This window comes from Pseudomonas sp. GQ91 (assembly GCF_059758795.1).
Genome location: NZ_JCAXED010000001.1, coordinates 65,410 through 91,705 on the forward strand (window position 1 = coordinate 65,410; position 26,296 = coordinate 91,705).

Genomic DNA, 26,296 nt, shown 5'->3' on the forward strand with positions numbered 1-26,296 from the left:
GCTGATTTTCTTTGCACACCTCGGCAAGTCCTCTCGCCCCTTTGGGGAGAGGGTTAGGGTGAGGGGGCGATCTGCCTGCCCCACCACAAAAAAGCAACCCACTGAGACCCAGCAATGAACGATACACCTCATTTCCCACTGTCTGCCGTAGTGGGCGCCGACAACCTGAAACTGGCGCTGTGCCTCACTGCCATCGACCCGAAGATCGGTGGCGTATTGATCGAAGGCCCACGTGGCATGGCCAAGTCCACACTGGCCCGCGGCCTGGCGGACTTGCTGGCCAGCGGGCAGTTCGTCACTCTGCCGCTGGGCGCCACCGAAGAGCGTCTGGTAGGCACGCTTGATCTTGACGCGGCGTTGGCCGAAGGCCGCGCGCAGTTTTCCCCTGGGGTACTGGCCAAGGCCGATGGCGGCGTGCTGTACGTCGATGAAGTCAATCTGTTGCCCGATCACCTCGTGGATCTGTTGTTGGACGTCGCCGCCAGCGGCACTAACCTGATCGAGCGCGACGGTATATCCCACCGGCACTCGGCGCGTTTCGTGTTGATTGGCACGATGAACCCTGAAGAAGGTGAGTTGCGCCCGCAATTGCTCGATCGCTTTGGTTTCAACGTGGCCTTGAGTGGTCAAACGCTGCCCGCCGAACGCGGGCAAATTATCCGCAGGCGGTTGGATTTCGACAGCGATGCGCATGGGTTCTGTGCGCAATGGTCGGCTCAGCAAGCAGCACTGCGTGAGCGTTGCACCGAGGCACGCGCAGCGCTGGACAGCATTGCGCTGGATGACCAGGCATTGGCGCAGATTACCGAACGTTGTTTTGCGGCGGGCGTCGATGGACTGCGTGCGGACCTGGTGTGGCTGCGCGGCGCGCGTGCCCATGCTGCCTGGCGCGGCGCGACAGCGATCAGCGGGGAGGATATCGACGCCGTAGCGGAGTTCGCCTTGCGTCACCGACGCCAGGAACAATCGCCCCTCGCGAGCCCGCCCGATGCAACATCCGCAGCGCCCCCCTTGAAGCGCCCTGAAGAGCAAGGCCAGGGACAGGGCCAATGGGGTGAAATGCCCGCACCCGCGTTGCCCACAGGCGCACGACGGGAAGTGCCCAACTGGCCAAAAAAGCCCTAGGCATTCGTCCTCGACCTGACGCGGGGGCGGATGCCCGGCCCAAGGCGGGCCGATTGCACAAGGGCAGGCAAGGACAGGCGCGCGGCAGCGTCGAAGGCGCGATCAATTGGCCGGGCACCTTGCTGGCTGGACGTCCGCAACGCCGGGAAGATGTGGTGTATCGACTGCGCAGCCGCTCGCCCCATGAACTATGGCTGGTGATTGTCGACGCCTCGGCCTCAACCCGCCGGCATCAGGCGTTGAGCGATGCCAAGGGTTTACTGGCTCAGGTGTTTGACGATGCCTATCGGCAGCGCGCGCGAATGGCACTGTTGACGGTCAGCGGCCAATCGCCCCAGTGGCACGTGCAGGGGTTGAAGGCGGCGAAAGGCTTGGCGAGTTGGCTGGAAGGGCTTGGCGCTGGCGGCGGCACGCCGTTGCTGGGGGCGTTGGTTGAGGCTGGGCATTGGTTGCGGGGCCGACGCAAGCGCTATCCGGCGGAGCGGCAGCGGTTGCTGGTGGTGACCGATGGGCGACTCAAGGATATTTCCGGGCTACCGGATCTGGAATGTCCAGGATTGCTGGTGGATATCGAACGGGGACCGATCAGGTTGGGCCGGGGCCAGGTGCTTGCAGCCGGGCTGGGCATTGCCTATCGGCATATCGATACGCTCTAGAGGTTGGGTTGTCGGCATGGGCGCCCAAGATCAAAATCAACACCACGGCGGCCTGACTTTTGCGACCGAATTCCCCTCTTGTAGGCGCGAGCTTGCTCGCGAAAATCGTCAACGATGACGCGGGAAATCTGGCCCCCGCGGCGTCCTCAGGTTTTTCGCGAGCACGCTCGCTCCTACATTTAGAAGGCGGCCTTAGACGCCCAGTTATGGATCAATCCGCAGTTGAGGGCACGCCGAGTCTTCACAAGCCTCAACCCGTTCCCTGCACATTCGGCCAAAGGTCCGCGACCAGAAACAAGCGCTCGGCTTCCTCCCAGTCTTCACCGCTCTGGACCAGCCGCACCAACAATTGCGCCGGCGCCATCGGATCGAGGTCTGCCAGCCAGCCGTGCATCCGCTCATCACTCCACACCTCATTTGCCTCGTAGTGAGCCGGGGCCAGCCAGGCATGCCGGGGCAGAGGTTGCCAGCGACCCGGCGGGCGGCCCCTGACAAAGTCCAGCCAGTCGCGCTGATGCAACCAGCGCCCTCGCAGATGCCTGGGGTGGGCGCCCATTGGCGGCTCGGCCTGGCCGGGCCAGGGATACAACAAATAACCTCCCAGCCACAGTTGCGCATCGAACTGGCGGATATCCAGTGCCGCCAGCACTTCACGGCTTTCCGGGCGTGCAGAAATCGGCAACTGATGCTGGGCCAGATGCGCCAGCTTGCGGTCGAGACGGTCGTGGCAGCCCGGACCCAGCCAATGCGCCGCGTCCTGGCCGTCGCCATCCTGCGGGCCCAGGTAGAGCTTGATCGCCAGTTCCAGGTGGTGCACGCCGTCACGGTCCTGCAGCAGCATGTCCAGCTCCCCGAGGGTGTGGCCGGCTTGGCGAATGGGCAGGTTGGCCGCCAGCAGCTCGACACCGGGCGCGTGCTGCACGGCAAATTGCCACAATCGCTCGTAATACAGGCCCAGGCGTCGGGTGCGGGCCTGGCTCAACCAGTGCTGCAGGAGGTGACTGTCGTGGTCCAGCTGCCTGAGCCAGCGCTCCAGTTGATCGGGCGCCTGCACCCAGTCGCTGCCCGCCAGCGGATGACGTTGCGGCCAGGGTGTTTGGGCGAGCATTGGCGGTGCAATGATCACCCACGCCAGATCACGCACCTCAGGGTGACGCAATTGACGGGGCAAGTGCTGCAAGTCAGCGAACAAAGTCATGCTCCGAGCATAGCCGTTTACGCGTCAGTGCGGGATCGCCGGTGGCATGCAAAACCGCTGGCGTCTGGGCCTCTCGGGCACAAAGGATTTTGTCTAACGGCGCCTTTCGCCCATAATCGTTCTTTTTGCCAGACCCCGAACCCCGCAGGAGCCCCATGGAGCAATTTCGCAATATCGGCATCATCGGTCGCTTGGGCAGTACCCAAGTGCTGGACACCGTCCGCCGGCTGAAAACGTTTCTGCTCGAGCGCCACCTGCATGTGATCCTCGAAGACACCATCGCCGAGATTCTGCCCGGCCACGGCCTGCAGACGTCGTCGCGCAAGATGCTCGGTGAAGTGTGCGACATGGTGATCGTGGTCGGTGGCGACGGCAGCCTGCTGGGCGCGGCCCGGGCCTTGGCACGGCATAATGTGCCGGTGCTGGGGATCAACCGGGGCAGCCTGGGGTTTCTCACGGATATCCGCCCCGACGAGTTGGAAGTGGAAGTGGCCAAGGTCCTCGACGGTCATTATCTGGTGGAAAACCGTTTCCTGCTGCAGGCCGAAGTACGCCGCCACGGCGAAGCCATCGGCCAGGGCGATGCCCTGAATGACGTGGTACTGCACCCTGGCAAGTCGACGCGGATGATCGAGTTCGAACTGTATATCGACGGCCAGTTTGTCTGCAGCCAGAAGGCCGATGGCCTGATCGTCGCCACGCCCACCGGGTCAACCGCCTACGCGCTGTCGGCGGGTGGTCCGATCATGCATCCCAAGCTCGACGCCATTGTGATCGTGCCGATGTACCCCCATATGTTGTCCAGCAGGCCCATCGTGGTCGACGGCAACAGTGAGTTGAAAATCGTGGTCTCCAAAGACATGCAGATTTACCCGCAAGTCTCCTGCGACGGGCAGAATCACTTCACTTGCGCGCCGGGTGACACGATCACTGTGAGCAAGAAAGCGCAGAAACTGCGGTTGATCCACCCACTGGACCACAACTACTACGAAGTCTGCCGGACCAAGCTGGGCTGGGGCAGCCGCTTGGGGGGTGGAGGCGACTGATGCTCGATCCCGCGCGTAGCTACGACCTGATTGGTGACGTGCATGGTTGTGCTCATACCCTTGAGCACTTGCTCGACCAAATGGGTTATCACAAGCAAGGCGGCGCCTGGCGCCACCCATCACGAATGGCGGTGTTCCTCGGCGATATCATCGACCGTGGCCCGCGTATCCGCGAGGCGCTGCATATCGTCCATGACATGGCCGAAGCCGGCCAGGCGCTGTGCCTCATGGGCAACCATGAATTCAATGCCCTCGGCTGGACCACGCCGGCCCCACCGGGCAGCGGCAAGCAGTTTGTGCGCGAACACAACCCGCGTCACGCACGGTTGATCCAGGAGACCCTGACTCAGTTCGAACACCACCCTGGCGACTGGCACGACTTTCTTGGCTGGTTCTACGACATGCCGCTGTTCGTCGATGCCGGGCGCTTTCGGGTGGTGCATGCATGCTGGGACGACAGTTTTATCGAACCGCTGCGCGCAACGTTTGCGGATGGCTGTATTGACCAGCACTTCCTGCAAGCCGCTGCCGTGCCGGGCAGTTTTGCCTGCAATGCGTTTGATCGTTTGCTGCGCGGCACGGACATGCGCCTGCCACACGGTTTGACGCTGACCGGCGGCGACGGCCTGACGCGCTCGTTCTTTCGCACCAAATTCTGGGAAGACGACCCGAAAACCTACGGTGATATCGTCTTTCAGCCGGATGCCTTGCCTGACCCCGTGGCACGCACGCCATTGTCCTCGAGCGAAAAAAACTCATTGCTGCGTTATGGCATCGATGAACCCTTGTTGTTTGTCGGCCATTACTGGCGCAGCGGCAAACCAGCGCCGATCCGTCCGAATCTGGCTTGCCTGGATTACAGCGCGGTGCTGTACGGCAAGTTGGTCGCCTATCGCCTGGATCAGGAAAGTCGCCTCGACCCGAGCAAGTTCGTCTGGGTCGATGTCGAGCGTCCGGAGGTCATTTCATGAGTACCGTAGCGGTATTGCGCTTGCCACTGAGCGTGGACCTGGGCGGCTTTATCAAGCTCCTGCAGCGCATGCAGGTGCCCCATCGCGTCAGCGAAGAAGCGGGGGAGCAAGTGCTGTGGGTGCCTGACGTCATCAGCGACGATGTGCGTAGCCTGTATCAGCGTTTTCCGGGCGGCGACCCGGATCAGCAGTTGGATATTCCCCAGGAGCAGGACGTCAAGCGCCCTGGGTTTATCCAGCAACTGCGCCATAGCCCGTTGACCGCCGCCATCTTGCTGCTCAGCCTGATCGTCGGTGCCGCAACAATGCTGGGCGACAACCTGCAGGCCATGAGTTGGCTGACGTTCCTGCAGTTCCGCGTCGCCGGCGAATACCTGTATTTCACTCCGCTGGCCGACAGTCTGGCCGCGGGGCAGTGGTGGCGATTGGTCACACCGATGCTGATTCACTTCGGCATCCTGCACCTGGCCATGAACGGCATGTGGTACTGGGAGCTGGGGCGGCGTATCGAGTCGCGCCAGGGCAGTATCAACTTGCTCGGCCTGACGCTGCTGTTCAGCCTGGTTTCCAACTACGCTCAATACACGTTCGGCGGCCCCGGCCTGTTTGGTGGCTTGTCCGGTGTCTTGTATGGCCTGCTCGGACATTGCTGGATTTATCAGATGCTGGCGCCCAATCCGGCCTATCGCTTGCCCCGTGGGGTGCTGGTGATGATGCTGGTATGGCTGTTGCTCTGCCTGTCGGGCCTGGTCTCGATGATCGGTTTCGGCGAAATCGCCAATGCGGCGCATGTCGGCGGGTTGCTCGTCGGTTGCCTCACCGGTTTGCTGGGCGGGCTGTACAGCCGCCGCAGACGGGCCTCTTGAATATCACCTATCGGGTTAAGGAAGAGTCTTATGTCCTCTTTTGCTGAAATGATTGAAAACATCACGCCGGACATTTACCAGAGCCTCAAGCTCGCCGTGGAAATCGGCAAATGGTCGGATGGGCGCAAGCTCAGCGCCGAGCAGCGCGAATTGTCGCTGCAGGCGATGATCGCCTGGGAAATCCAGAACCTGCCCGAAGATCAGCGGACCGGTTACATGGGCCCGCAGGAATGCCAGTCGAAATCGACCACCGTGGAAAACATCCTGTTCAAGTCGGATGCCATCCATTGATCGAGATTGGCCGTGGTGCAGTCAGCAAGATGTCGGCGCAATTGGGGACGCCGACCGTTCAATACGCTTTTCGCCTGGGCGATACCGAGGTGCCGGTCAATCCGTTGATTGGCACGACCGTGCGCCTGGAATACCTGGGAGCGATCCATTGCACCCATTGCGGACGCAAGACCAAGACCAGTTTCAGCCAGGGTTATTGCTATCCGTGCATGACTAAGCTGGCGCAGTGCGATCTGTGCATCATGAGCCCCGAACGCTGTCATTTCGAGGCCGGCACCTGCCGCGATCCGGCCTGGGGCGAAAAGTTCTGCATGACCGATCATGTGGTGTACCTGGCCAACTCGTCGGGGATCAAGGTCGGCATTACCCGTGCCACGCAACTGCCGACCCGCTGGCTGGATCAGGGCGCGAGCCAGGCGCTGCCGATCATGCGCGTGGCCACGCGTCAGCAGTCGGGCTTCGTCGAAGATGTGTTGCGCAGCCAGGTGGCCGACAAAACCAACTGGCGTGCCTTGCTCAAGGGCGACGCGCCTGCCGTGGACCTCAACCAGGTGCGCGATGAGTTGTTTGCCTCCTGCGCCGACGGGTTGCTGCAATTACAGGAACGCTTTGGCCTGCAAGCCATCCAAACCGTGACTGATATCGAGCCGCTCGAAATACGCTACCCGGTGGAGCAGTATCCCGCCAAGATCGTCAGCTTCAATCTGGACAAGAACCCGATTGCCGAAGGCACGCTGATGGGGATCAAGGGCCAATACCTGATCTTCGACACCGGCGTTATCAACATTCGTAAATACACGGCTTACCAGCTCGCCGTGCATCAGTAGAAGGATTCGACGCATGCGCACCGAACAAGCGAAGATGATTTATTTAAAGGACTATCAGGCGCCCGACTACCTGATTGACGAGACGCACCTGACCTTCGAGTTGTTCGAGGACCACAGCCTGGTCCACGCGCAGCTGGTAATGCGCCGCAATCCCGAGCGTGGCGAAGGCCTGCCGCCGCTGGTACTGGATGGCCAGCAGCTGGAGTTGCTGTCAGTCAGCCTGGGCGACCGGGAACTGAGCAGTACTGACTATCAATTGACTGATAGCCAACTGACCCTGCAGCCGACCAGCGACAGTTTTACCCTGGACACCAGCGTCAGGATTCACCCGGAAACCAACACCGCCCTGGAAGGCCTGTACAAATCCGGCGGCATGTTCTGCACTCAGTGCGAAGCCGAAGGGTTTCGCAAGATCACCTATTACCTGGACCGCCCGGACGTGATGAGCACGTTCACCACCACGGTCATTGCCGAGCAGCACCGCTACCCGGTGTTGCTGTCCAATGGCAACCCGATTGCCAGCGGTCCTGGCGAAGATGGGCGGCACTGGGCCACCTGGGAAGACCCGTTCAAGAAACCGGCCTACCTGTTTGCCCTGGTCGCCGGTGACTTGTGGTGCGTTGAAGATACCTTCATCACCATGACCCAACGCACCGTGGCCTTGCGCATCTACGTCGAGCCGGAAAACATCGACAAGTGCCAGCACGCCATGAACAGCTTGAAAAAGTCCATGCGCTGGGACGAGGAAGTCTACGGCCGTGAATACGACCTGGATATCTTCATGATCGTCGCGGTCAACGACTTCAACATGGGCGCCATGGAGAACAAGGGCCTCAATATCTTCAACTCCAGTGCCGTGCTGGCCCGGGCCGAAACCGCCACCGATGCCGCGCACCAGCGGGTCGAGGCCATCGTCGCCCACGAGTACTTCCATAACTGGTCGGGCAACCGCGTGACCTGCCGCGACTGGTTCCAGTTGTCGCTCAAGGAAGGCTTCACGGTGTTCCGCGATTCGGGCTTTTCCGCCGACATGAACTCGGCGACGGTCAAGCGTATCCAGGACGTGGCTTACCTGCGCACCCACCAGTTCGCCGAAGATGCCGGCCCGATGGCTCATGCCGTGCGCCCGGACAGCTTTATCGAAATCTCCAATTTCTACACCCTGACAGTGTATGAAAAAGGCTCCGAAGTCGTCGGCATGATCCACACCTTGCTGGGTGCCGAAGGTTTCCGCAAAGGCAGCGACCTGTACTTTGAACGCCACGACGGCCAGGCCGTGACCTGCGACGACTTCATCAAGGCCATGGAAGACGCGAATGGCGCCGACCTGACGCAATTCAAACGCTGGTACAGCCAAGCCGGCACCCCACGCTTGGCGGTCAGCGAATCCTACGATGGTGCGGCAAAAACCTACAGCCTGACCTTCCGCCAGAGCTGCCCGCAAACCCCGGACAAGATGGAAAAACTGCCGTTCGTGATTCCAGTCGAACTGGGTCTGCTGGACGGCAAGGGCGCTGATCTGCCGCTGCGCCTGAGCGGCGAAGCGGCGGCGCTCGGTACCTCGCGCGTGTTGTCGGTGACCGAGGCCGAGCAGACCTTTACCTTCGTCGATATTGCCGAACAGCCACTGCCTTCTCTGCTTCGCGGTTTCTCGGCGCCGGTGAAGCTGAACTTCCCTTACAGCCGCGACCAATTGATGTTCCTGATGCAGCACGACAGCGATGGCTTCAACCGCTGGGAGGCGGGCCAACAACTGTCGGTGCAGGTCGTACAGGAACTCATCGCCGAGTATCAGCAGGGCAAGACCCTGGTGCTGGATCAGCGCTTGATCACGGCACTGCGCAGCGTGTTGAGTGACGAAAGCCTGGATCAGGCAATGGTCGCGGAAATGCTCTCGTTGCCGGGTGAGGCCTATCTGGCGGAAATCAGTGAAGTGGCCGATGTCGACGCCATCCACGCTGCCCGCGAGTTTGCGCGCAAGCAACTGGCCGACAACCTGTTCGAAAGCCTGTGGCTGCGTTACCAGGCCAATCGGGACCTGTCCAGGAAAACCCCTTATGTCGCCAGCGCCGAGCATTTCGCGCGCCGCGCCCTGCAGAATATCGCGCTGTCCTACCTGATGCTCAGCGGCAAACCTGAAGTGCTGGACGCGACCCTGGAACAGTTCGATACCTGCGACAACATGACCGAACGCCTGACAGCGCTGGCGATACTGGTCAATTCGCCTTTCGAAGAGCAAAAAGCCAAGGCCCTGGCGGTGTTCGCCGAGAACTTCAAGGACAACCCGCTGGTGATGGATCAGTGGTTCAGCGTCCAGGCCGGCAGTCCGTTGCCTGGCGGCCTGGAGCGGGTCAAGACGTTGATGCGGCACCCGGCGTTCAACCTGAAGAACCCGAACAAGGTTCGTGCGCTGATCGGGGCCTTCGCCGGCCAGAACCTGATCAACTTCCACGCCGCCGATGGCGCTGGCTACCGTTTCCTGGCGGATCTGGTGATCGAGCTGAACGCCCTCAACCCGCAGATTGCATCGCGGCAGTTGGCGCCGTTGACGCGCTGGCGCAAGTACGACAGCGCCCGTCAGGCGCTGATGAAGGCCGAGCTGGAGCGCATCCTAGGCTCGGGCGAGCTGTCCAGCGATGTATTTGAAGTGGTCAGCAAAAGCCTGGCGTAAGGGCGTGCGCGGCGGCTTGCTGGGGACAGGCAAGCCGCCACTGCTGGCGTTTGACCGGCGGCCATTAACGCGGGTGCGCGCTGCCGCGCTCCTGACACTTTCTGACAATCCTCTCTGATAAGCTGCGGCACCTCTCATCTCTCAAGCGTGATGCACGTGTCGCGAACCAGTCGCCTACTGACCTTGTTGCAAGTCCTGCGTGGCAAGAAACGCCCGGTAACCGCGGCTGTGCTGGCTGCAGAACTGGAGGTTTCCGAGCGCACGCTGTATCGCGATATCGCCGAACTGTCCGCGTTGGGCGCACCGATTCATGGTGAGGCGGGGATCGGTTATGTATTGCGCAGCGGGTTGTTTCTGCCGCCGTTGATGCTCAACGCCGACGAGACTGAAGCCATCGTGTTGGGCTTGCGTTATGTCGATCAGCGGGGCGATGAGGTCTTGAGTCAGGCCGCGGCTGACGCGTTGGCAAAAATCGCCGCGGTCCTCGATCCCGCCTCCCAGGAGGCTTTGCGCAACCCGACGTTGCTGCCAGGGCCACCTGGCTATGGATACCCGCAGAATACTGTGCCGCTCAACGTGTTTCGCCAGGCGATTCGCAGCCAGGCCAAGCTGCACATTGACTATTCGGATGCCGCTCAAACGTCCAGCCAACGCCTGATCTGGCCGCTGGCCCTGGGTTTTCTCAACGAAGCGCGGGTGATTGTGGCGTGGTGCGAGTTGCGGGGCGCCTATCGTACCTTCCGTACCGACCGGATTGCGGCTGCCGGTGAACACGGGGAACGCTATCCGGGACGACGCAGCGACTGGCTGCGAGCATGGCGCAAGCTGATGGAACAACAGAATGAGTCAGCACCGTTCACTCCTGACAAGAATTGACACAGACGTGCCTTAGGATGGTTCCCGAAATCATCAACAAGGAGTTGCCAGCATGTCCAGACCCACCTCTCAGTTGGCCCCGGCCATTGCGACTTATATCGCCGCCGCCAATGCCGGCGATACGGCGGCGGTGGTTGAGTGTTTTGCCGAAGAAGCCAATGTCTTCGATGAAGGTCAGCACCAGGTCGGCAGGGCGGCGATAGCCCGCTGGATGGAAGACACCGGACGTCGATATCAACCGAAAGTCCAGATACTGGATGTCCAGCAGCGCACCGGCAAGGTGTTGGTGAACAATCTGGTCAGCGGCAGCTTTCCCGGAAGCCCGCTGGAACTGCGCTACACCTTTCGGCTCAATGAACGAGGCCAGATCGTACGCCTGGACATTTCCCCGTAGCATGACATCCGTGCTGGACGGTGATCATGGCATACTGCCCCGCATGACGTTCGACTCACCACTCGCCGCTTATCAACACGCCCTGACGGCTGGCTTTGTCTGCGACGCCGCCCAGCGTCAGGCGGTGCAGGCCTTGCAGGACTGCCACCAAGCCTTGCATCAGGGCCGCGCGCCTGTCAGCGGGGTTTATCTGTGGGGCCCGGTAGGGCGCGGCAAGACCTGGCTGATGGATCAGTTCCATCAGAGCTTGCGGGTGCCGGCGCGACGCCAGCACTTCCATCACTTCATGGGGTGGGTGCACCAACGCTCGTTCCAGTTGACCGGTACCCCCGACCCGCTGAAGGCCTTGGCCCGCGAATTGAGCCTGGAGGTACGGGTACTGTGTTTCGACGAGCTGTTCGTCAATGACATCGGTGATGCGATCATTCTTGGTCGCCTGTTTCAGGTGATGTTCGAAGAAGGCGTGGTGATGGTCTGTACCTCCAACCAACCGCCGCAGCAGCTATACGCCGATGGCTTCAATCGCGAGCGTTTTTTACCGGCTATCGAAGCGCTCAAGGCGAACATGCGGGTGGTGGCTGTCGACGGCGATGAAGATCATCGCTTGCACCCGGGGACTCGGCTGCAACGCTACTGGGTCGACCAGCCTGAAGCGCTGGCACAGGTATTTCTAGGCTTGAGCCAGGGACAATCCTGCAGCAACGTCCCCATCGTTGTCGGCTCGCGCCGCATTGCTGTGGTGAAGGCCTGCGCTACGGTCTTATGGTGTCGCTACGCCGACGTGTGTGAGCAAGCGTTGTCCGCCATGGATTTCATGCAGTTGTGTGATCGCTATACGGCGATTTTGCTGAGCGACGTTCCAGCCTTGAGCGCGCAAACGCGCCCGGGGCGAATTGCCCGGGGGACCGAGGACGCCGCTCTGCGCGTGGAGGCTGGGGACCGTGAACTGCCGGCGTTGTCCGTCCACGACGACAGCGTCAGGCGCTTCATCGCCCTGGTTGACGAGTGTTACGACCGCAAAGTGCCGCTGTTCATTGAGGCCAGTCTGCCCTTGGAGGAGCTTTACACCGAGGGGTATCTGAGTTTTGCGTTCCGTCGGACCCTCAGTCGTTTGCAGGAGATGCAGTTACAGCGTTTCGGACAATCATGACTACCAGGTCAGTAAGCGAGCACCGCGCTTGTTACTATTTTCCTGCACCAAGATGTAGTTAATCTCCTTCATCTAATGCCGACCCCACGCTTACAATCGATGTTCCAGGTGAGGTCATCCCCACACAGCTGTTATCGAGGAAGGAAATGGACGCCGCAGAAATACTGGTGCTGCAAGCCAGCTACAGCAATCCTGTACATGCCGAGGCTGTTGGTCGCCTGCTTGACCACTACGCACAAGATCCAATGGGCGGTGGCCAGGCCTTGCCAGCGGATCTCCTGCAACAACTGCCCGCTGAATTGGCCAAGCGCCCGCATGCTTTCAGTGTCCTGGCCTTTGTGGGGGGCGAACCGGCAGGTCTGGTGAATTGTTTTGAAGGCTTCTCGACCTTTGCCTGTCGTCCATTGGTCAATGTGCACGATGTGGTCGTCATGGATCGATACCGTGGCCTGGGACTGAGTCAGAAAATGCTGCAAAAGGTCGAGGAAATCGCTCGCCAGCGTGGTTGCTGCAAGATCACCCTGGAGGTATTGGAGGGCAATGCGGTGGCGCAAGGTTCTTACCGTAAGTTCGGATTTGATGACGCGGTCTATGATTCCGAGCATGGCCGGATGTTGTTTTGGAACAAGTCTCTTTAACCATCAAGGTTAACTCAGGATTAACACTCCTGTTGGGGTGGAAGTTAATGCTTGGCTGAATGGCCCTTGCAATAACCTGACGCAGATTTAGTGCAGGATAATTGTTTTCGGAAATAAAAAAGGCGCCCGATAAAGGGCGCCAAATCAACCTTCGCCATCAGAGCGGAATGGCGCAGGGTAGGGCGCATCCCATCAGCTGGAGTGTTCGCTCTCGCTGCTTTGCTCAGGCACCTTCGATTCGGACGGCTGGGCGTCGCTGGAAGCGGTCTGTTCGGCGCTGCCGTGGGTTTCTGCCTGGATGAAACTGAAGTTGTTGTAGAACTCCTTGACCCGCTCCGAGCCGCCTTCGGCGAAAGCGGCAACGGAGGTCAGGCTCATCAGGCCAGCAAGCATCAACGTCGAGATTTTCATTGCGTGTATTCCCGGTAAAAGTGATCGAGTATCTGCACCGTCCTTGATCAGATTTGTGGGAGTAGTCTGTAGGACGCTTATTAAGCGGGCGTTAACTTGCAAGTGCCCTCAAGTTAATCACTTCGTTAACTTGAGGGCAGGAAAGGTGAGCGCTTAGATTTTCCAGTCCAGACTTAGCGTCATCGTGCGTGGGTCACCCCAATAGACGCCATTGTAGAAACCGACGTTGTTGTAATATTTTTTATCGAAAAGATTATTCACGTTCAACGACGCCGACAGGTTTTTGTCAAATTCGTAACGCGACATGAGATTCACCACCGCGTAAGCCTCCTGGCGAATAGCCGTGCTCTGGGTGATGAACTTTCCATCGCTGCCTCGTCCAACCGGACGCTGGGCATGCCGATAGATATCGCTTTGCCAGTTGACCCCGGCTCCAACGGTCAACCCGTGCCACCGACCCGGCAAGCGATAGGTGGTCGAAGTGCGCAGCAGATTGAGCGGTTGAGCGGTGTTATTGCGTTCCTTGTCGCCGTTCACCGAGTGCGTATAGGTATAGCCCGCCTTCACGTTCCAATCGGCGCGCAATTCTCCGGAAAGCTCCACTTCAAAACCTTGTACCTTGTTACCTTTACCGCCGGATTTGTAGTACTCCTCGCCCTGGGGGCCTGGCGGTACTGAGTCGTCAATTTCCGCCACATTGTCCTGGATCGTCCTGAATACGGCGCTGGAGAACGTCAGTCGGTCATTCAGCATGCTGCCTTTCAAGCCGATCTCGTAGCTTCTGCCAACAATCGGTTCCAGATACTTGTTGCTCACGTCTTGTACGGTCTGTGGCTTGAAGATATCGGTGTAGCTGGCGTAAACGGTGAAGTCCTGGTCGATGTCATAGAGCAAGCCTGCATAGGGCGTCCATACGTCCTTTTGGGTCTGGCTGTTGTGATTGATGCCTACCAATTGCCGGTCTTCATACTCGTAGCTTGAGCGGCTGGTGTTCCAGCTGCCATAACGACTGCCGAGCACGGCATGCCAGTTGTCACTCAAGGAGAGACGTGTCGCCAGGTAGCCGGCCTTTTGATAAGTGCTGGCCGTGTTGGCGTTCTGATCGGTGGTCTCATCGGCAAACTCCGGGATACCGCCCGTGTTGGCCCAGTCTGGAATGTGCAGATAGTCGACCGGCAACTTGCCACTGACGATGTACGGCGAGGAATCCCGGTGGCGGGCCTGGCCGTAACCGAACATGGCTTCGTGTTCACGGCCGAGCAGGGAGTAGGAACCCGCGACGTTGAAGTCCACGGCATCCATTTTGTCATCATCCTTGAAGTGGCTGCTGTAGGCCCTGATGCCGCTGCGGTCGGGATTCGGATAGCCGCCGCCGCCGTAGTACACCTTGCCATCGGTTTCACTTTCGCGATGGGTGTAGGCCGCTTTCAGGCGCCAGTCGTTGCTCAGGCGTTGGTCCAGGGTCGCGAACAGCGTATGGTCGGTGAGCGGCCAGTTACTCCATGAGGTGGTGATGTTGTTCGAGCGCGGCATGTTGGCCTTGCCGCCCAACGAATTCCAGTAGGGCACGCTCCCCCAGGTCGCGCCTTCAATCTGCTTGTCCTGGTAGTCGTAACCTACCGCGAGAACCGTGTCTTCAGTCAGGTCGGCTTCCAGAATGCCGTAGCCCACCTTGCGTTCCAGCGCATAACGATCGCGGAAGGACTTGCTGTCGCGATAGGCCAGCATCGTACGCCCGCGCAAACGTCCGTCGAACCCCAGCGGCCCGCCGACATCGACATAGCTGTAGTAATTATCATAGCTGCCAGCACTGGTGCCGACCTTGGCTGCCCAGTCAGCGGTGGGACGCTTGCGCACCATATTGATGGTGCCTGACGGATCGCCCGCGCCGGTGGTCAGGCCGGTGGCACCGCGGACTACTTCAATGCGGTCATAGATGATCGTGTCGGAATCCGATTTCAAGCCGGAGAACGTATTGAGCATTCCGTCGATCTGGAAGTTCTGGATGCTGTAGCCCCGGGAATAGAAGTTGAAACGCTCGGAGTCGTTGCGCTGCACCACCACGCCCGTGGTCTGGTTCATCACCTCGCTCAATGTACCGAGCTTGAAGTCATCCATCTGCTGGCGAGTGACCACCGAAACCGATTGCGGGGTTTCCTTGATCGAGAGATTCAGCCGCGTCGCGGTGCTCATGGCGCCTGTCGTATAGGATCCTGTGTCTTCGGTGTCGGAACCAAGGTTGTCGGCCGTGATATGGGTGCTGACCAGCTCCAGGCCGCTGGCGGAAGCGTTGCCTTCTCGAGTGACGGGGTTTTCAGCCAGCAAATCCGGGCTCAGCACCCCGCTGAAAAGCCCGACAGTCAAGGTCATGGAACGGGTAATAGGCGCGAACATCGCGGCGAACTCCTTGTCGTCTATGAAAAAATGCCATTGGCACAAAGACGAAAGGGGCAGGGGATCTTTAGCGGTAAACGAGAATAATTATTATCTTTGCATTGCAAAGCGTCGGGTTTCACCGCGTTGCGCGGGTGAAACCCGGATCCTTCAAGGTTGCTTCACAACGGCCACGGGTGGGTTGACCTTGGGCTTGATCAGGCTGAAATCGATCAACGCCCTTTGTTTGCGCTCATAAGGATTGCCGATCAACAGTGGCCTCGGCTGGAAGTTGTCGCTGATCAGGCTGCGGCTGTGATCCAGTTCATCGAAACTCAAACCGGCCATGTCGGCCCAGGTGTGAATCAGTTGCGAGCTGCTGTAGGGTCGTTGCAGGTCGCCCTGGACATTCCAGCCATGATTGGCGCGCCATTTGGGCGAGGCCCACGTCATGAACGGAATGGTGTACATCGGCGCCGTCGGCTTGCCTTCGTTGCGCCCCAGGGTGCTATGCCCCACCGAGTCGAACACATCTTCGCCGTGGTCGGAGAGGTACATCAGGAAACCATTGGGATCGGTCTTGGCGTAGTCCTTGATCAGGCTCGACACCACGAAATCGTTGTACAGCACCGCGTTGTCATAACTGTTGTAGGTCGGCAGCTGGTCGTCGCGCACACCGTCCGGAACGCCTTGGCGGTCGGTGAACTTGTCGAAACTCGACGGGTAGCGATATTGATAGCTCATGTGCGTGCCCAACAGATGCACGACGATGAACTTACGCTCGGCCGTATCGCCCAGCGCCTTGGAGAACGGCGCCAACACATCGCCGTCGTACTGCCGGGCATTCTGGTTGCGGTTGTTGTTCAGGTACACCTGCTCGTCAGCTTGTTCGGAAAACGTCGTCAGCATGGTGTTGCGCTTGGTCATGGTCTGCTGGTTGGTAATCCAGAAGGTCTTGTAACCCGCCTGTTTCATCACGCTGACAATGGAGGGCGTCTTGAGGTACAGGTCGGGGTTGTCTTCATCGGCGAAGGTCAGCACCTGTTGCAGCGCTTCGATGGTGTAGGGGCGCGGCGTGATGACGTTATCGAACACATCCAGTTGGCTGCGCAGCTTGTCCAGCTCCGGCGTGGTATTGCGCGGGTAACCATAGAGGCTCATGCGCTGGCGGTTGGTCGACTCGCCGATCACCAGCACCAGGGTGGACGGCTGGCCCGCGGTGCTGTCCTTGAGGTTACTCAGGGGCGGGATCTTGCTGACGTTGTCCAGCATGCCTTGCATATTGTTCAACTGCTCGGTGTAACGGCGGTAGGCGACAATCATCTGCCAGGGCACGGCCGGCTCAATGCGGGTTTCGAAACGATCGATGGCCAGTTCCATGGTTTCGCTTTTGGCAATCTGCTTGATCAGCGGGTAGCCGATCACCGCCACGACAATCGCCGCGGCCGCAAGCATGGCCTGGCCCCGTGGCAGGTAGACCGGGCGCAGGCGCGTCCACAGGAATATCGCCAAGGCAGTGTGGGCAATGAACGCCAGCACAATCCACCAGGCAAAGTATTGGGTGGCGTATTCGCCGGCTTCAGAGATGTTCGACTCGAACATGATGAAGATGACGCTTTGGGAAAATTCCTGCTGGTAGATAAAGAAATAGCCCAGGCTGGCCATGGAACAGGCCCACAACACGACGCCAATCAACGCCGCCAGCAGACGGCTACGCCGCGGGAACAGCAGCATCGGCGCGAGCCACAGTGCACTCATGAAAAATGCCTGGCGAAAACCGCTGAAGCCGGAAGTGCCGGTCAGTTGTATCAGCAGTTGGGTAATCCCGGAAAAGTACCAGAAAAACAGAAACATCCAGCCAAGGCCGGCCCAATCAAATCCTTTCGCAGACTTAGTGCTGCGTTTGAACATCGCCATCCGCCGTTCTCACCCGATAATTTTGGAAATCTGCGTGCTGACAGCACGCAATCAAGGCCACCCATAAAAGGGGCAGCCTGGTAGCGCGGCATTATCGGGGTGGGCGTGTGAAAACTTTGTGAGGGTTTTCCGGGGGATACGAGCGTTGACTCAGATGAGCACGGGTCGCGGTTCCGCAGGCAGATTCAGTTGGCCCTGCAGGTGCGCGCGCAGACGCAATACTTCCTCTTGCAGTTGGTCGCGTTCGTCTTTCAACTGGCGCAATTCATCGCGTCGGACAGTGACGTAAAGGGTCTGTGGCGGGCGTGTCATCGATGCAGTGCTCATTGCTTACCTCGCAAATAGCCGGTGTGTCGCGGTGCCAGAGCGCTTGAGTCGAGGCTCTCGGCAGCAGTCAGGCCAATTCTGATTTCTTTTTTGGCACAATGGAACTTTTTTATTTTTTATGGTCGCTGTGACTTTTTGCGCGGTGATGGTGAAACGATGGCCTTTTTTTGTCATGAAACTCATGTGATTGGCGCCTGACTAATCCCTCATTAGCCTCATTGCGCTATAAACTATTGCACACATTTTATTTGTAGTTGGGAGCATCAATACATGCAACTGGGGATTATCGGACTAGGCCGCATGGGCGGGAATATCGCGCGCCGCTTGATGCTCAATGGGCATACAACCGTGGTCTATGACCACAACGAAGCATTCGTCAAAGGGTTGAGTGAAGAGGGCGCCACCGGCGTCGCCGATCTGCCAGCACTGGTTGCCGGGCTACAGAAACCTCGGGCGGTCTGGGTGATGTTGCCTGCGGGCGACCCCACTGAGCTCACGATCCAGGCACTGAGCGAATTGATGGAGCCGGGTGATGTGATCATCGACGGCGGCAACACTTACTATAAGGACGACATGCGCCGTGGCCGGAGCCTGGCGAAAAAAGGCCTGCACTACATCGACGTAGGGACTTCCGGCGGCGTCTGGGGACTGGAGCGTGGTTATTGCATGATGATTGGCGGCGACGCCGAGACGGTCAAGCGCCTGGACCCGATCTTCGCCAGCCTGGCGCCCGGCCTGGGCGATATTCCACGCACCAGGGACCGTACCGCCACCGATGACCGCGCCGAACGTGGCTACATCCACGCAGGTCCTGCCGGTTCCGGGCACTTCGTCAAGATGATCCACAACGGCATCGAGTACGGGATGATGCAGGCCTTTGCAGAAGGTTTTGACATCCTCAAAACCAAAAACTCGGAGAACCTGCCGGAAGATCAACGCTTCGACCTGAACCTGGCTGACATCGCTGAAGTATGGCGTCGCGGCAGCGTAGTGTCGTCCTGGTTGCTCGATCTGACGGCCGATGCACTGGCCACCGATCCGAAGCTCGACGGTTACTCCGGTTCCGTGGCCGACAGCGGTGAAGGGCGCTGGACCATCGAAGCCGCCATGGAGCAATCGGTGCCGGTGCCGGTGTTGTCCAACTCGTTGTTCGCGCGTTTCCGCTCACGCCAGCAAAGCACCTACGGTGACAAGCTGCTCTCGGCCATGCGCTTCGGCTTTGGCGGGCATGTGGAGACTTCCAAAAAATGACCGCGAACGGCAAGAAACCCAAGGCCGAACCCGCTCCACCGACCACCTTGTTCCTGTTTGGCGCCCATGGCGACCTGGTCAAGCGCCTGCTGATGCCGGCGCTGTATAACCTCAGTCGTGATGGTTTGCTGGGTGATGGCTTGCGCATTGTCGGCGTGGATCATAACGCCATCAGCGATGTCGACTTCGCCAAGAAGCTTGAAGACTTCATTCGCACCGAGGCCGCCAGCAAGATCAAGGGGAATGCCGAAAACGCGTTGGACCCGCAATTGTGGGAGCAATTGGCCAAAGGCATCAGCTACGTACAAGGCGATTTTCTCGACGACACGACCTATGCCGATATCGCGCGGAAAATCGCCGAGAGCGGCACCGGCAATGCGGTGTTTTACCTGGCCACTGCACCGCGCTTCTTCAGTGAAGTGGTGCAGCGCCTGGGGCGCGCCAACCTGTTGGAAGAAAGTCCCGAGGCTTTCCGCCGCGTGGTGATCGAAAAGCCCTTCGGTTCGGACCTGGCCACGGCCGAGGCGCTCAACGCCTGCCTGCTCAAGGTCATGACGGAAAAGCAGATCTACCGTATCGACCATTACCTGGGCAAGGAGACGGTACAGAACATCCTGATCAGCCGTTTTTCCAACGTGCTGTTCGAAGCCTTCTGGAACAATCACTACATTGACCATGTGCAAATCACCGCGGCCGAAACTGTCGGCGTGGAGACCCGTGGCAGCTTTTTCGAAACGACTGGTACTTTGCGCGACATGGTGCCTAACCACCTGTTCCAATTGTTGGCGATGATTGCCATGGAGCCGCCGGCCGCATTTGGCGCCGATGCGGTGCGTGGGGAAAAGGCCAAGGTGATTGGTGCGATACGTCCGTGGTCGGTGGAGGATGCGCGGGCCAACTCGGTCCGTGGCCAATACACCGCGGGCGAGATCGCCGGCAAGGCATTGCCGGGATACCGTGAAGAAGCCAACGTCGCACCCGACAGCAGCACCGAAACCTTCGTCGCCCTCAAAGTCATGATCGACAACTGGCGCTGGGTTGGCGTGCCGTTCTACCTGCGCACCGGCAAGCGCATGAGCGTTCGTGATACGGAAATCGTCATCTGCTTCAAGCCGGCGCCGTATGCGCAGTTCCGCGATACGGAAGTGGACGAACTCAAGCCGACCTACCTGAAGATCCAGATCCAACCCAATGAAGGCATGTGGTTCGACTTGCTGGCGAAGAAACCTGGGCCGACCCTCGACATGGCCAATATCGAGCTGGGGTTTGCCTACAAGGACTTCTTCGAAATGCAGCCGTCAACGGGCTACGAAGCGCTGATATATGATTGTCTGACCGGCGACCAGACATTGTTTCAGCGCGCCGACAACATCGAAAACGGCTGGCGTGCGGTGCAGCCTTTTCTCGACGCCTGGAAAGAAGATGACGGGATACAGGCCTACAAGGCCGGCGAGGATGGTCCGGCGGCGGCTGATGCCTTGCTGGCCCGCGATGGCCACACCTGGCATCGCCTCGGATGAGTGACGAGAGGATTCATCCCATCCGTTTCTTGTTGAGTGATATGGACGGTACGTTGTTACTGCCCGATCACAGCCTCAGCCAGCGCACGATTGCGGCGGTCCGCGCCTTGCGCGAGGCTGGAGTGTTTTTCAGCCTGGCCACCGGGCGTCCGCCGAGGGCCATGTTGCAGCAGATCGAAGCGCTGGGGGTCGACGTGCCCACGGCGGGGTTCAATGGCGGCACGCTCGTCAATCCGGACGGCAGCATTCTGGTCGCTCATCATTTGCCGGAGGCGGCGGCGTTGCTTGCCTTGGGGTTGTTTTCAGCGCACCCCGAGGTCGAAGTCTGGGTGTTTGCCGATGGCGACTGGTTGTTGCGTGATCCAACGGGACCTATGGTTCCTCGGGAACAACAAGGCCTGGGATACGCGCCGGTGGTGGTGGAGAGTTTTGCGCCGTTCCTGGATCGGATCGACAAGATTGTCGCTGCCAGCCCGAATGCGCAGCTGCTGATTGAGCTGGAAGCGCAATTACAGCCCAGCGTCGAGGGGCAGGCCCAGGTGTCTCGTTCGCAACCGGTGTATCTTGACGTGACAGCGATGAAGGCCAACAAGGGCGAGGCGTTGGCAACCCTGGCGGCACACTTGGGAGTGCCGATGGAACAGACTGCGGCCATCGGTGACGGCGGCAACGACCCGGCCATGTTTCACGTCGCCGGCTTGTCGATTGCCATGGGGCAGGCTGAAGAAACGGTCAAGCGCCAGGCGACGATAGTCACCGGCAGTAATGTCGAGGACGGCGTGGCCGAGGCGATTGAGCGGTTTATTCTGTCGGGCCGATAATCTGAAACTACCAGGCAAGTGGCGAACGCGTCAGAACGTTCGCCACTTGCCTGGTTTCAGTCTAAATAACTACGCAGAGACGACCGCCGATATAACGACTGGACGATCACTCTTATCGAACAGTTGATCGATAACCTCGATCACCAAGTAACAGTGCGTCAGTTACTTGGGCATTGCCCAGCCTTGCAACTGATAGCCATCTTTGTCGAGTTCAGCGCGGGCTTCTAACAGCAGGTCTTCAAGTTGCGCCGGATCGGTGTAGGCGCTGCAAGACAGTTGTTTGCTGCCAATCCGGGTATTGGTGCGGTCGATGACGGAAAGCGACAGCGCGCCGTTACCGTCGTGCCAGGCGATGCACTGAAAGGGCTGAAAAGCACGGTCTGCGATCAAAAGAGCTTCGTTGATGCGGAGCGGGGCGTTCATGGGGTCTTCTCTCTAAATGCCCAATCAAATGATGTGCCGTCGGTTGGGCGTACCGTTCGGCTCGTACTTGTACTGATGCACGAAGGCAGGGTACGGGTCACATCTTAGAACAACTATTTTCAACTTTTCGTGATTAACGTCATGTAAGAGGTGCTTTTGAAAGCTTCCTGAAAGATAAGAAGTGCGGCGATTTAACGCACTCATTGATTAAAAGACTAGCCAAGGGCGGGCTTATCGCGAAACGATACAAGAACTGCGTCAAGATTTTGCTAGGGTTATCCAAGGCTCTCCCAAACTATTGTTTCTAAATAACTTTAATGTTTTTGACGCCAAGGAAAAGTCATGGTTGAGTCCCCTGCGCTGCGCAGCTTGCTCGTCGTCGATCCGTGTGACGATTGTCATCGATTATTGCCAGGGCTGAAGGCGGCGGGATGGGATGTCGACAGTAGTACGCTGGCGGCAGTCGGGGAACGTACCTGTGACGTCGGGCTGTTGCGTTTGCAGCCGTTTCACCTGGAGCGCCCGGAAGCGGTCAAGGAACTGATCACGCGTAGCGGCACGGAGTGGATCGCGGTGCTCAGCCCGGAGGTATTGCTGCTGCAGAATGTTGGCGATTTTGTCTGCGAATGGTTTTTTGACTTTCATACCTTGCCGTTTGACGTATCGCGGGTCCAGGTGACACTGGGCAGGGCTTTTGGCATGGCACGGTTGCGTGGCAAAGGCGCGACTCAGGTCCACGAGCCGGCCCACGAACTGCTCGGAGACAGCCGGCCGATCCGCGAATTGCGCAAGTTGCTGGCCAAACTGGCGCCCACCGAATCGCCGATCCTGATTCGTGGGGACAGTGGCACCGGCAAGGAGTTGGTCGCCAAGACCCTGCACCGGCAATCTCAACGTCACGCCAAACCTTTTGTGGCGATCAATTGTGGGGCGATCCCCGAACATCTGATTCAGTCCGAACTCTTCGGGCATGAAAAAGGCGCATTCACGGGGGCCCACCAACGCAAGGTCGGGCGTATCGAGGCAGCGCACGGCGGCACTTTGTTCCTGGATGAAATTGGCGACTTGCCGATGGAGTTGCAGGCCAACCTGCTGCGGTTCCTGCAGGAAAAACACATCGAGCGTGTCGGTGGCTGTCAGCCGATTCCAGTGGATGTCAGGGTGTTGGCGGCGACTCACGTGGACCTGGAAGCGGCCATCGAGAAGGGCTTGTTCCGGGAAGACTTGTATTACCGGCTGAATGTCCTGCAAGTCCTGACCGCGCCCTTGCGTGACCGGCACGGTGATATTGGCATGTTGGCCAACCACTTTTCTCGCTTCTATAGCCAGGAAATCGGCCGCCGTCCGCGCAGCTTCAGCGATGACGCGCTGGACGCGATGGGCAAGCATGGCTGGCCAGGAAACGTCCGCGAGTTGGCCAACCGCGTGCGGCGGGGCCTGGTCCTGGCGGAAGGACGCCAAATCGAAGCAGCCGACCTTGGCTTGCAAGGCCGGCAGGCAATCACGCTGCCCATGGCCACATTGGAAGATTACAAACACCGCGCCGAACGTCAGGCGCTGTGCGATGTGCTTAACCGGCACAGCGACAACATGAGCGTCGCCGCGCGCGTGCTGGGCGTTTCCCGGCCCACGTTCTACCGGTTGCTGCACAAACACCAGATCCGCTAGGGCGGGTAAACAAAAGCCCCGTCGCGATCCAGTCGCGGGGGGGCTTTTTCCTGTTCATCGGCTAGAAGTAATACGGGAATTTCAGGCTGAAGGTAAAGTCGGGTGCATCGTCCGTCAGACCGATCGCCAGATTCGGCACGATGGTCAGGTTCTCGCTGGCGGCAATGGTCATGCCGACATTGAAGTAACCAGCGTTGGCGTCGCTGGAGACAATCGACTGCCAATCGCCGCCGTCGGGTTTGAGTTTGCTCTTGCGCTGAATCAGGTCGGACACCGAGAACGACATGCTCATCCGCTCGTTGAGGGCAAAGGCTACGCCCGCGCCTATCTGAAAGCTGTTGCCGAGGCGGACCTTGCCCCCGACTTTCTGATTGATGTCGCTGCTGATGTCGTCAAACGATTCTTCAAGGTTATAGGTGTAGGAAATCGAGCCGAACAGTACGGCAGGGTCGATCGTCTTGACCAGCGAGATTCCCGGTGTAATCGACCACACGCCGTTGCCGGTCGGCAGGTTTTCCGGCACATACAGGTTGTCGTTGGCGGTCGAGCGCACCAGCTTGATACCGAAAGGCTCTTTACCGGTCGGCGCCTTGACCCGCACCGAAACCACGGCGTCCGGCAGGGTGGGGGTTTCGTCGAGGAACTTGTAGGCCACCCCGAAGTTAACGTCGCCGATAGCCGGATCACGGCTCACCGACTCTTCGGAAGTCGCCTGTGGATCGCCACCATTGGCGCCACCGGACTGATAGGTCGACTCGCGGTAAACCACCGGGACGTTGACGTCGAACTGCCAGCGGTTATCGAGGTTGTAGCGTCCGGTCAGGTCCAGGGTCCAGTTGTCGGCCTTGATGCGGTCGAGGTTAATGTTGCCCAGAAAGATCGAGTCCAGTGCCAGAAAACCGTTGAGGGTCAACTGGCGGGCATCGTAGCGGGCGTAGGTCATGCCCGTTTCAACACTGAACTTGCCTCTTCCGAAGAAACCGCTGGCCTCGTCGTACAAGTTGCTGACACTTTGCGCCGGGGCTGAATCATCCTTGAGGGACTGCCCATAAGAACTGCCGCCAGCTGCCGCACCGGAACTGCCGGCCGCTACCGTACGGCCTCCTTTCTTGAAGTCCGCCGGAGATTTTGCCAGGCGTTTTGGCGGCGGCGCTGCAGGCTGGTCCTCAACTTGACGCACGCGTTGCTCCAGGACCGCCAGAGCCTTTTGTTGCATTTCGTAGCGCTGCTTGAGTTCCAGGAGTTCTCGCTTGAGCGTTTCGATGTCGGCGTCTGGCGCGGCGTACAACATACTCGCGGGCAAGAGCGTGCTTAAACAAACAACGGCACGTAGCGATAACGATCGATGCATGAAGTCAGCCGTCCTTTTCTAATGCGTAAGTGTCGAAGGCTTACGGGTTCAATAACCCAGGGTGCGTAGCCCCTTGAGTTGTTCCAGATTGCAGTTCAGCGCGACATTGTTCAGGCCGTTGCTGCCTAGGGCGACGTTGAGCTGAGTCATGTTGTTGACGAAGTTGCTGTTACCTTGCAAAACCGTACCCTGCAAAACCTGGCCTGCACCGATTTGCTGGACTGCGCTGCCCTGATTGTTGTTGGCCTGGATAGCCATTTGCAGGCCACCGTTGTTAGCCGAAACACTGACTCGGCCCGCTGCGCTATTGCTAGCGATCGAGCCCCCCGCCACCAGCACCTGCCCCGATTGCACAAGGTTGGCCGGCGCCAGGCCGTTCTCGCTGACATTGATGCCGACGTTGTTATAAGCGGTGTTGCCATCACCCGCGGCGCGTACGCTTTGGGTGACGCCCTGGCCGCTGCCCAGGCCCGCGCCGCCGATGACCGTGCCGGTGCCGGTTGGACGCGTGTTGCCGGTACCGGTGGTACCGGTGGTCTGAACATAGAATTGCGGAGTGAGGGTGGAGGCGTCGATATGCATATTGGCCGACACCGTACTGGTATCGCCGGCGGCGTTGGTCCAAGTGGTGCTCATCACAATGCCGAAGCTGACAATCCGTCCCGGCATTACGTAACGACCACGCAATTCGCCCAGCTCCGAGTCCTTCAGTTCCATCGGCTTGAACGCCGGGGAAGCATAAGCGGGCATTGAGGCTGCCAGGCACATGACCGTCAGCCAACGGAAAGTGTTCATGATCTGCTCCTGGAGCGTCCTGCTCCTTATTGCGCTTCTAGAAGAAGTCGCTCTGGATAAAACCGAATTCCATCAGTTCCGCATCACCTACCGGCTTGAATTCATTCAAGCGGTGCTTGGTGGTCAGCGGATTGGGGGGATCGAGCAGGGCGTTGGTCTTGTCGTAGCCCTCGCCAAGCACAGCGAACACCACACCGTTCCAGCCTTTGACGAAGTCGTCGCGCGTGTAGCGTTTGTTGCCCAGCACCGGGTCGCCGATATAGACCCAGTCCTTGTCGGCGCGCTGCATCACTACGAAGTGCTTGTAGCCACGAATCTCCAGCAATACCACCACCGGGATCTTCACCGTGACCAGCGTGTCGGGCCCGATCTTGTAGCCCCTGGCGCGCATGCCGATGCTTTCGAGGTAGCGCTTCATGTCCAGCATGGAAAAACCCTGGGTGCGTACCAGGTCCTGATCAGCGTTGATCAGCATGCCTTTGATGACGTGTTCCTCATCGACGTCCAGCCAATAGGCCTGGCGCAGGATGGTCGCGAGTGCCGCGGCACCACAGCTGAAATCGGTTTTCTGTTCCACCAGATTGGCGAACCGACGCTCCCGAAGACTTTCGACCTTCTTGAAGATCACTGTGCCACCGGGCATCGCGGCTATCGCCATCTGCCCCGCCCACGAAGGGCCCACGAGTAACAACAAGAGTACGAAGGTCGCGAAACGCATGATCGAATGACC

25 protein-coding genes are annotated in these 26,296 nt (G+C 59.2%); 16 read left to right on the plus strand and 9 right to left on the minus strand.

The window, feature by feature from the left end:
• The first annotated feature begins 114 nt into the window (after positions 1-114).
• Positions 115-1,125, plus strand: coding sequence for a magnesium chelatase ATPase subunit I (locus AC6CIA_RS00235; RefSeq protein WP_498310087.1), 1,011 nt, complete (start codon positions 115-117; stop codon positions 1,123-1,125).
• A gap of 53 nt (positions 1,126-1,178) precedes the next feature.
• On the plus strand, positions 1,179-1,781 hold the full coding sequence (locus AC6CIA_RS00240; RefSeq protein ID WP_498310088.1) for a vWA domain-containing protein: 603 nt from the start codon (positions 1,179-1,181) through the stop codon (positions 1,779-1,781).
• A 250-nt stretch (positions 1,782-2,031) separates the two neighbouring features.
• Here the strand turns inward: AC6CIA_RS00240 and AC6CIA_RS00245 are convergent, their stop codons facing one another.
• Positions 2,032-2,979, minus strand: a complete 948-nt coding sequence (locus AC6CIA_RS00245) for a DUF1853 family protein (RefSeq protein ID WP_498310089.1) — start codon at positions 2,977-2,979, stop codon at positions 2,032-2,034.
• Positions 2,980-3,134: 155 nt separating this feature from the next.
• On the opposite strand from AC6CIA_RS00245, the gene AC6CIA_RS00250 reads away from it, so the two are divergent.
• The 10 genes from AC6CIA_RS00250 to AC6CIA_RS00295 all read left to right on the plus strand — a co-directional run bounded on the left by AC6CIA_RS00250 (position 3,135) and on the right by AC6CIA_RS00295 (position 12,709).
• Entirely contained in the window at positions 3,135-4,025 is an 891-nt protein-coding gene (locus AC6CIA_RS00250) for an NAD(+) kinase (RefSeq protein ID WP_339531302.1), read from the plus strand.
• Positions 4,025-4,996, plus strand: a complete 972-nt coding sequence (locus tag AC6CIA_RS00255; protein ID WP_498310090.1) for a metallophosphoesterase — start codon at positions 4,025-4,027, stop codon at positions 4,994-4,996. Before AC6CIA_RS00250 ends, AC6CIA_RS00255 begins: the two co-directional genes overlap by 1 nt.
• The gene (locus AC6CIA_RS00260) at positions 4,993-5,862 is read left to right on the plus strand and encodes a rhomboid family intramembrane serine protease (RefSeq protein ID WP_498310091.1); all 870 of its coding nucleotides are present in this window, start codon (positions 4,993-4,995) and stop codon (positions 5,860-5,862) included. Before AC6CIA_RS00255 ends, AC6CIA_RS00260 begins: the two co-directional genes overlap by 4 nt.
• A 30-nt stretch (positions 5,863-5,892) precedes the next feature.
• Positions 5,893-6,153, plus strand: coding sequence for a YeaC family protein (locus AC6CIA_RS00265; RefSeq protein ID WP_339531299.1), 261 nt, complete (start codon positions 5,893-5,895; stop codon positions 6,151-6,153).
• A complete protein-coding gene (locus AC6CIA_RS00270; RefSeq protein WP_339531298.1) occupies positions 6,150-6,980 on the plus strand; it encodes a DUF2797 domain-containing protein in 831 nt (276 codons plus the stop codon). Before AC6CIA_RS00265 ends, AC6CIA_RS00270 begins: the two co-directional genes overlap by 4 nt.
• A 13-nt stretch (positions 6,981-6,993) precedes the next feature.
• A complete protein-coding gene (gene pepN / locus AC6CIA_RS00275) occupies positions 6,994-9,651 on the plus strand; it encodes an aminopeptidase N (protein ID WP_498310092.1) in 2,658 nt (885 codons plus the stop codon).
• A 156-nt stretch (positions 9,652-9,807) separates the two neighbouring features.
• Positions 9,808-10,527, plus strand: coding sequence for a helix-turn-helix transcriptional regulator (locus AC6CIA_RS00280; RefSeq protein ID WP_498310093.1), 720 nt, complete (start codon positions 9,808-9,810; stop codon positions 10,525-10,527).
• Between the two features lie 52 nt (positions 10,528-10,579).
• Positions 10,580-10,921: a nuclear transport factor 2 family protein gene (locus tag AC6CIA_RS00285; RefSeq protein ID WP_498310094.1), complete on the plus strand. Its 342-nt coding sequence runs from the start codon at positions 10,580-10,582 to the stop codon at positions 10,919-10,921.
• 43 nt (positions 10,922-10,964) lie between these two features.
• Positions 10,965-12,071: a cell division protein ZapE gene (gene zapE / locus AC6CIA_RS00290; protein ID WP_498310414.1), complete on the plus strand. Its 1,107-nt coding sequence runs from the start codon at positions 10,965-10,967 to the stop codon at positions 12,069-12,071.
• 146 nt (positions 12,072-12,217) lie between these two features.
• Positions 12,218-12,709, plus strand: a complete 492-nt coding sequence (locus tag AC6CIA_RS00295) for a GNAT family N-acetyltransferase (RefSeq protein ID WP_498310095.1) — start codon at positions 12,218-12,220, stop codon at positions 12,707-12,709.
• Positions 12,710-12,901: 192 nt separating this feature from the next.
• Here AC6CIA_RS00295 and AC6CIA_RS00300 read toward each other — a convergent pair whose 3' ends face one another.
• The 4 genes from AC6CIA_RS00300 to AC6CIA_RS00315 all read right to left on the minus strand — a co-directional run bounded on the left by AC6CIA_RS00300 (position 12,902) and on the right by AC6CIA_RS00315 (position 17,737).
• Positions 12,902-13,120 carry a hypothetical protein gene (locus tag AC6CIA_RS00300; RefSeq protein ID WP_498310096.1) on the minus strand — a complete coding sequence of 73 codons (219 nt, stop codon included), beginning with the start codon at positions 13,118-13,120 and terminating at the stop codon, positions 12,902-12,904.
• Between the two features lie 153 nt (positions 13,121-13,273).
• Positions 13,274-15,514 carry a TonB-dependent siderophore receptor gene (locus AC6CIA_RS00305; RefSeq protein WP_498310097.1) on the minus strand — a complete coding sequence of 747 codons (2,241 nt, stop codon included), beginning with the start codon at positions 15,512-15,514 and terminating at the stop codon, positions 13,274-13,276.
• A gap of 150 nt (positions 15,515-15,664) precedes the next feature.
• Positions 15,665-17,410: a phosphoethanolamine transferase CptA gene (locus tag AC6CIA_RS00310; protein WP_498310098.1), complete on the minus strand. Its 1,746-nt coding sequence runs from the start codon at positions 17,408-17,410 to the stop codon at positions 15,665-15,667.
• A gap of 150 nt (positions 17,411-17,560) precedes the next feature.
• Complete coding sequence (locus AC6CIA_RS00315) at positions 17,561-17,737, minus strand: DUF6026 family protein (RefSeq protein WP_498310099.1); 177 nt, start codon at positions 17,735-17,737, stop codon at positions 17,561-17,563.
• A 270-nt stretch (positions 17,738-18,007) separates the two neighbouring features.
• Between AC6CIA_RS00315 and gnd the strand changes: the two genes are divergently transcribed.
• Genes gnd through AC6CIA_RS00330 form a run of 3 tightly spaced genes read left to right on the plus strand, consistent with a single transcriptional unit; the run spans position 18,008 to position 21,329 of the window.
• Positions 18,008-18,988, plus strand: a complete 981-nt coding sequence (gnd, locus tag AC6CIA_RS00320; protein ID WP_498310100.1) for a phosphogluconate dehydrogenase (NAD(+)-dependent, decarboxylating) — start codon at positions 18,008-18,010, stop codon at positions 18,986-18,988.
• Positions 18,985-20,508, plus strand: a complete 1,524-nt coding sequence (gene zwf / locus AC6CIA_RS00325; RefSeq protein ID WP_339531280.1) for a glucose-6-phosphate dehydrogenase — start codon at positions 18,985-18,987, stop codon at positions 20,506-20,508. The genes gnd and zwf overlap by 4 nt, the downstream gene beginning before the upstream one ends.
• Positions 20,505-21,329, plus strand: coding sequence for a Cof-type HAD-IIB family hydrolase (locus tag AC6CIA_RS00330; RefSeq protein ID WP_339531279.1), 825 nt, complete (start codon positions 20,505-20,507; stop codon positions 21,327-21,329). The genes zwf and AC6CIA_RS00330 overlap by 4 nt, the downstream gene beginning before the upstream one ends.
• Before the next feature lie 162 nt (positions 21,330-21,491).
• Here AC6CIA_RS00330 and AC6CIA_RS00335 read toward each other — a convergent pair whose 3' ends face one another.
• A complete protein-coding gene (locus AC6CIA_RS00335) occupies positions 21,492-21,752 on the minus strand; it encodes a DUF1652 domain-containing protein (protein WP_498310101.1) in 261 nt (86 codons plus the stop codon).
• A gap of 342 nt (positions 21,753-22,094) precedes the next feature.
• Here AC6CIA_RS00335 and AC6CIA_RS00340 point away from each other — a divergent pair, with 342 nt between their 5' ends.
• Positions 22,095-23,420 carry a sigma-54 dependent transcriptional regulator gene (locus tag AC6CIA_RS00340; RefSeq protein WP_498310102.1) on the plus strand — a complete coding sequence of 442 codons (1,326 nt, stop codon included), beginning with the start codon at positions 22,095-22,097 and terminating at the stop codon, positions 23,418-23,420.
• Positions 23,421-23,481: 61 nt separating this feature from the next.
• Here AC6CIA_RS00340 and fapF read toward each other — a convergent pair whose 3' ends face one another.
• From fapF to fapD, 3 genes are read right to left on the minus strand one after another with little or no spacing between them, the layout of a single operon-like run.
• Positions 23,482-24,771 carry a fibril amyloid transporter FapF gene (gene fapF / locus AC6CIA_RS00345; protein WP_498310103.1) on the minus strand — a complete coding sequence of 430 codons (1,290 nt, stop codon included), beginning with the start codon at positions 24,769-24,771 and terminating at the stop codon, positions 23,482-23,484.
• 48 nt (positions 24,772-24,819) lie between these two features.
• Positions 24,820-25,566, minus strand: a complete 747-nt coding sequence (fapE, locus tag AC6CIA_RS00350; RefSeq protein ID WP_498310104.1) for a fibril amyloid subunit FapE — start codon at positions 25,564-25,566, stop codon at positions 24,820-24,822.
• A 37-nt stretch (positions 25,567-25,603) separates the two neighbouring features.
• Complete coding sequence (gene fapD / locus AC6CIA_RS00355) at positions 25,604-26,284, minus strand: fibril amyloid maturation endopeptidase FapD (RefSeq protein WP_498310105.1); 681 nt, start codon at positions 26,282-26,284, stop codon at positions 25,604-25,606.
• Positions 26,285-26,296: the final 12 nt, after the last annotated feature.

What these genes read in the sequence shown, in the direction of transcription:
- fapF (WP_498310103.1), bottom strand. Translation starts at nt 24,771, where the DNA reads ATGCATCGATCGTTATCGCTACGTGCCGTTGTTTGTTTAAGCACGCTC.
- zwf (WP_339531280.1), top strand. Translation starts at nt 18,985, where the DNA reads ATGACCGCGAACGGCAAGAAACCCAAGGCCGAACCCGCTCCACCGACC.
- AC6CIA_RS00315 (WP_498310099.1), bottom strand. Translation starts at nt 17,737, where the DNA reads ATGAGCACTGCATCGATGACACGCCCGCCACAGACCCTTTACGTCACT.
- AC6CIA_RS00340 (WP_498310102.1), top strand. Translation starts at nt 22,095, where the DNA reads ATGGTTGAGTCCCCTGCGCTGCGCAGCTTGCTCGTCGTCGATCCGTGT.
- AC6CIA_RS00335 (WP_498310101.1), bottom strand. Translation starts at nt 21,752, where the DNA reads ATGAACGCCCCGCTCCGCATCAACGAAGCTCTTTTGATCGCAGACCGT.
- AC6CIA_RS00255 (WP_498310090.1), top strand. Translation starts at nt 4,025, where the DNA reads ATGCTCGATCCCGCGCGTAGCTACGACCTGATTGGTGACGTGCATGGT.
- AC6CIA_RS00260 (WP_498310091.1), top strand. Translation starts at nt 4,993, where the DNA reads ATGAGTACCGTAGCGGTATTGCGCTTGCCACTGAGCGTGGACCTGGGC.
- AC6CIA_RS00250 (WP_339531302.1), top strand. Translation starts at nt 3,135, where the DNA reads ATGGAGCAATTTCGCAATATCGGCATCATCGGTCGCTTGGGCAGTACC.
- pepN (WP_498310092.1), top strand. Translation starts at nt 6,994, where the DNA reads ATGCGCACCGAACAAGCGAAGATGATTTATTTAAAGGACTATCAGGCG.
- AC6CIA_RS00300 (WP_498310096.1), bottom strand. Translation starts at nt 13,120, where the DNA reads ATGAAAATCTCGACGTTGATGCTTGCTGGCCTGATGAGCCTGACCTCC.
- AC6CIA_RS00310 (WP_498310098.1), bottom strand. Translation starts at nt 17,410, where the DNA reads ATGGCGATGTTCAAACGCAGCACTAAGTCTGCGAAAGGATTTGATTGG.
- AC6CIA_RS00245 (WP_498310089.1), bottom strand. Translation starts at nt 2,979, where the DNA reads ATGACTTTGTTCGCTGACTTGCAGCACTTGCCCCGTCAATTGCGTCAC.
- AC6CIA_RS00295 (WP_498310095.1), top strand. Translation starts at nt 12,218, where the DNA reads ATGGACGCCGCAGAAATACTGGTGCTGCAAGCCAGCTACAGCAATCCT.
- AC6CIA_RS00265 (WP_339531299.1), top strand. Translation starts at nt 5,893, where the DNA reads ATGTCCTCTTTTGCTGAAATGATTGAAAACATCACGCCGGACATTTAC.
- zapE (WP_498310414.1), top strand. Translation starts at nt 10,965, where the DNA reads ATGACGTTCGACTCACCACTCGCCGCTTATCAACACGCCCTGACGGCT.
- gnd (WP_498310100.1), top strand. Translation starts at nt 18,008, where the DNA reads ATGCAACTGGGGATTATCGGACTAGGCCGCATGGGCGGGAATATCGCG.
- AC6CIA_RS00305 (WP_498310097.1), bottom strand. Translation starts at nt 15,514, where the DNA reads ATGTTCGCGCCTATTACCCGTTCCATGACCTTGACTGTCGGGCTTTTC.
- AC6CIA_RS00235 (WP_498310087.1), top strand. Translation starts at nt 115, where the DNA reads ATGAACGATACACCTCATTTCCCACTGTCTGCCGTAGTGGGCGCCGAC.
- fapE (WP_498310104.1), bottom strand. Translation starts at nt 25,566, where the DNA reads ATGAACACTTTCCGTTGGCTGACGGTCATGTGCCTGGCAGCCTCAATG.
- AC6CIA_RS00330 (WP_339531279.1), top strand. Translation starts at nt 20,505, where the DNA reads ATGAGTGACGAGAGGATTCATCCCATCCGTTTCTTGTTGAGTGATATG.
- AC6CIA_RS00285 (WP_498310094.1), top strand. Translation starts at nt 10,580, where the DNA reads ATGTCCAGACCCACCTCTCAGTTGGCCCCGGCCATTGCGACTTATATC.
- fapD (WP_498310105.1), bottom strand. Translation starts at nt 26,284, where the DNA reads ATGCGTTTCGCGACCTTCGTACTCTTGTTGTTACTCGTGGGCCCTTCG.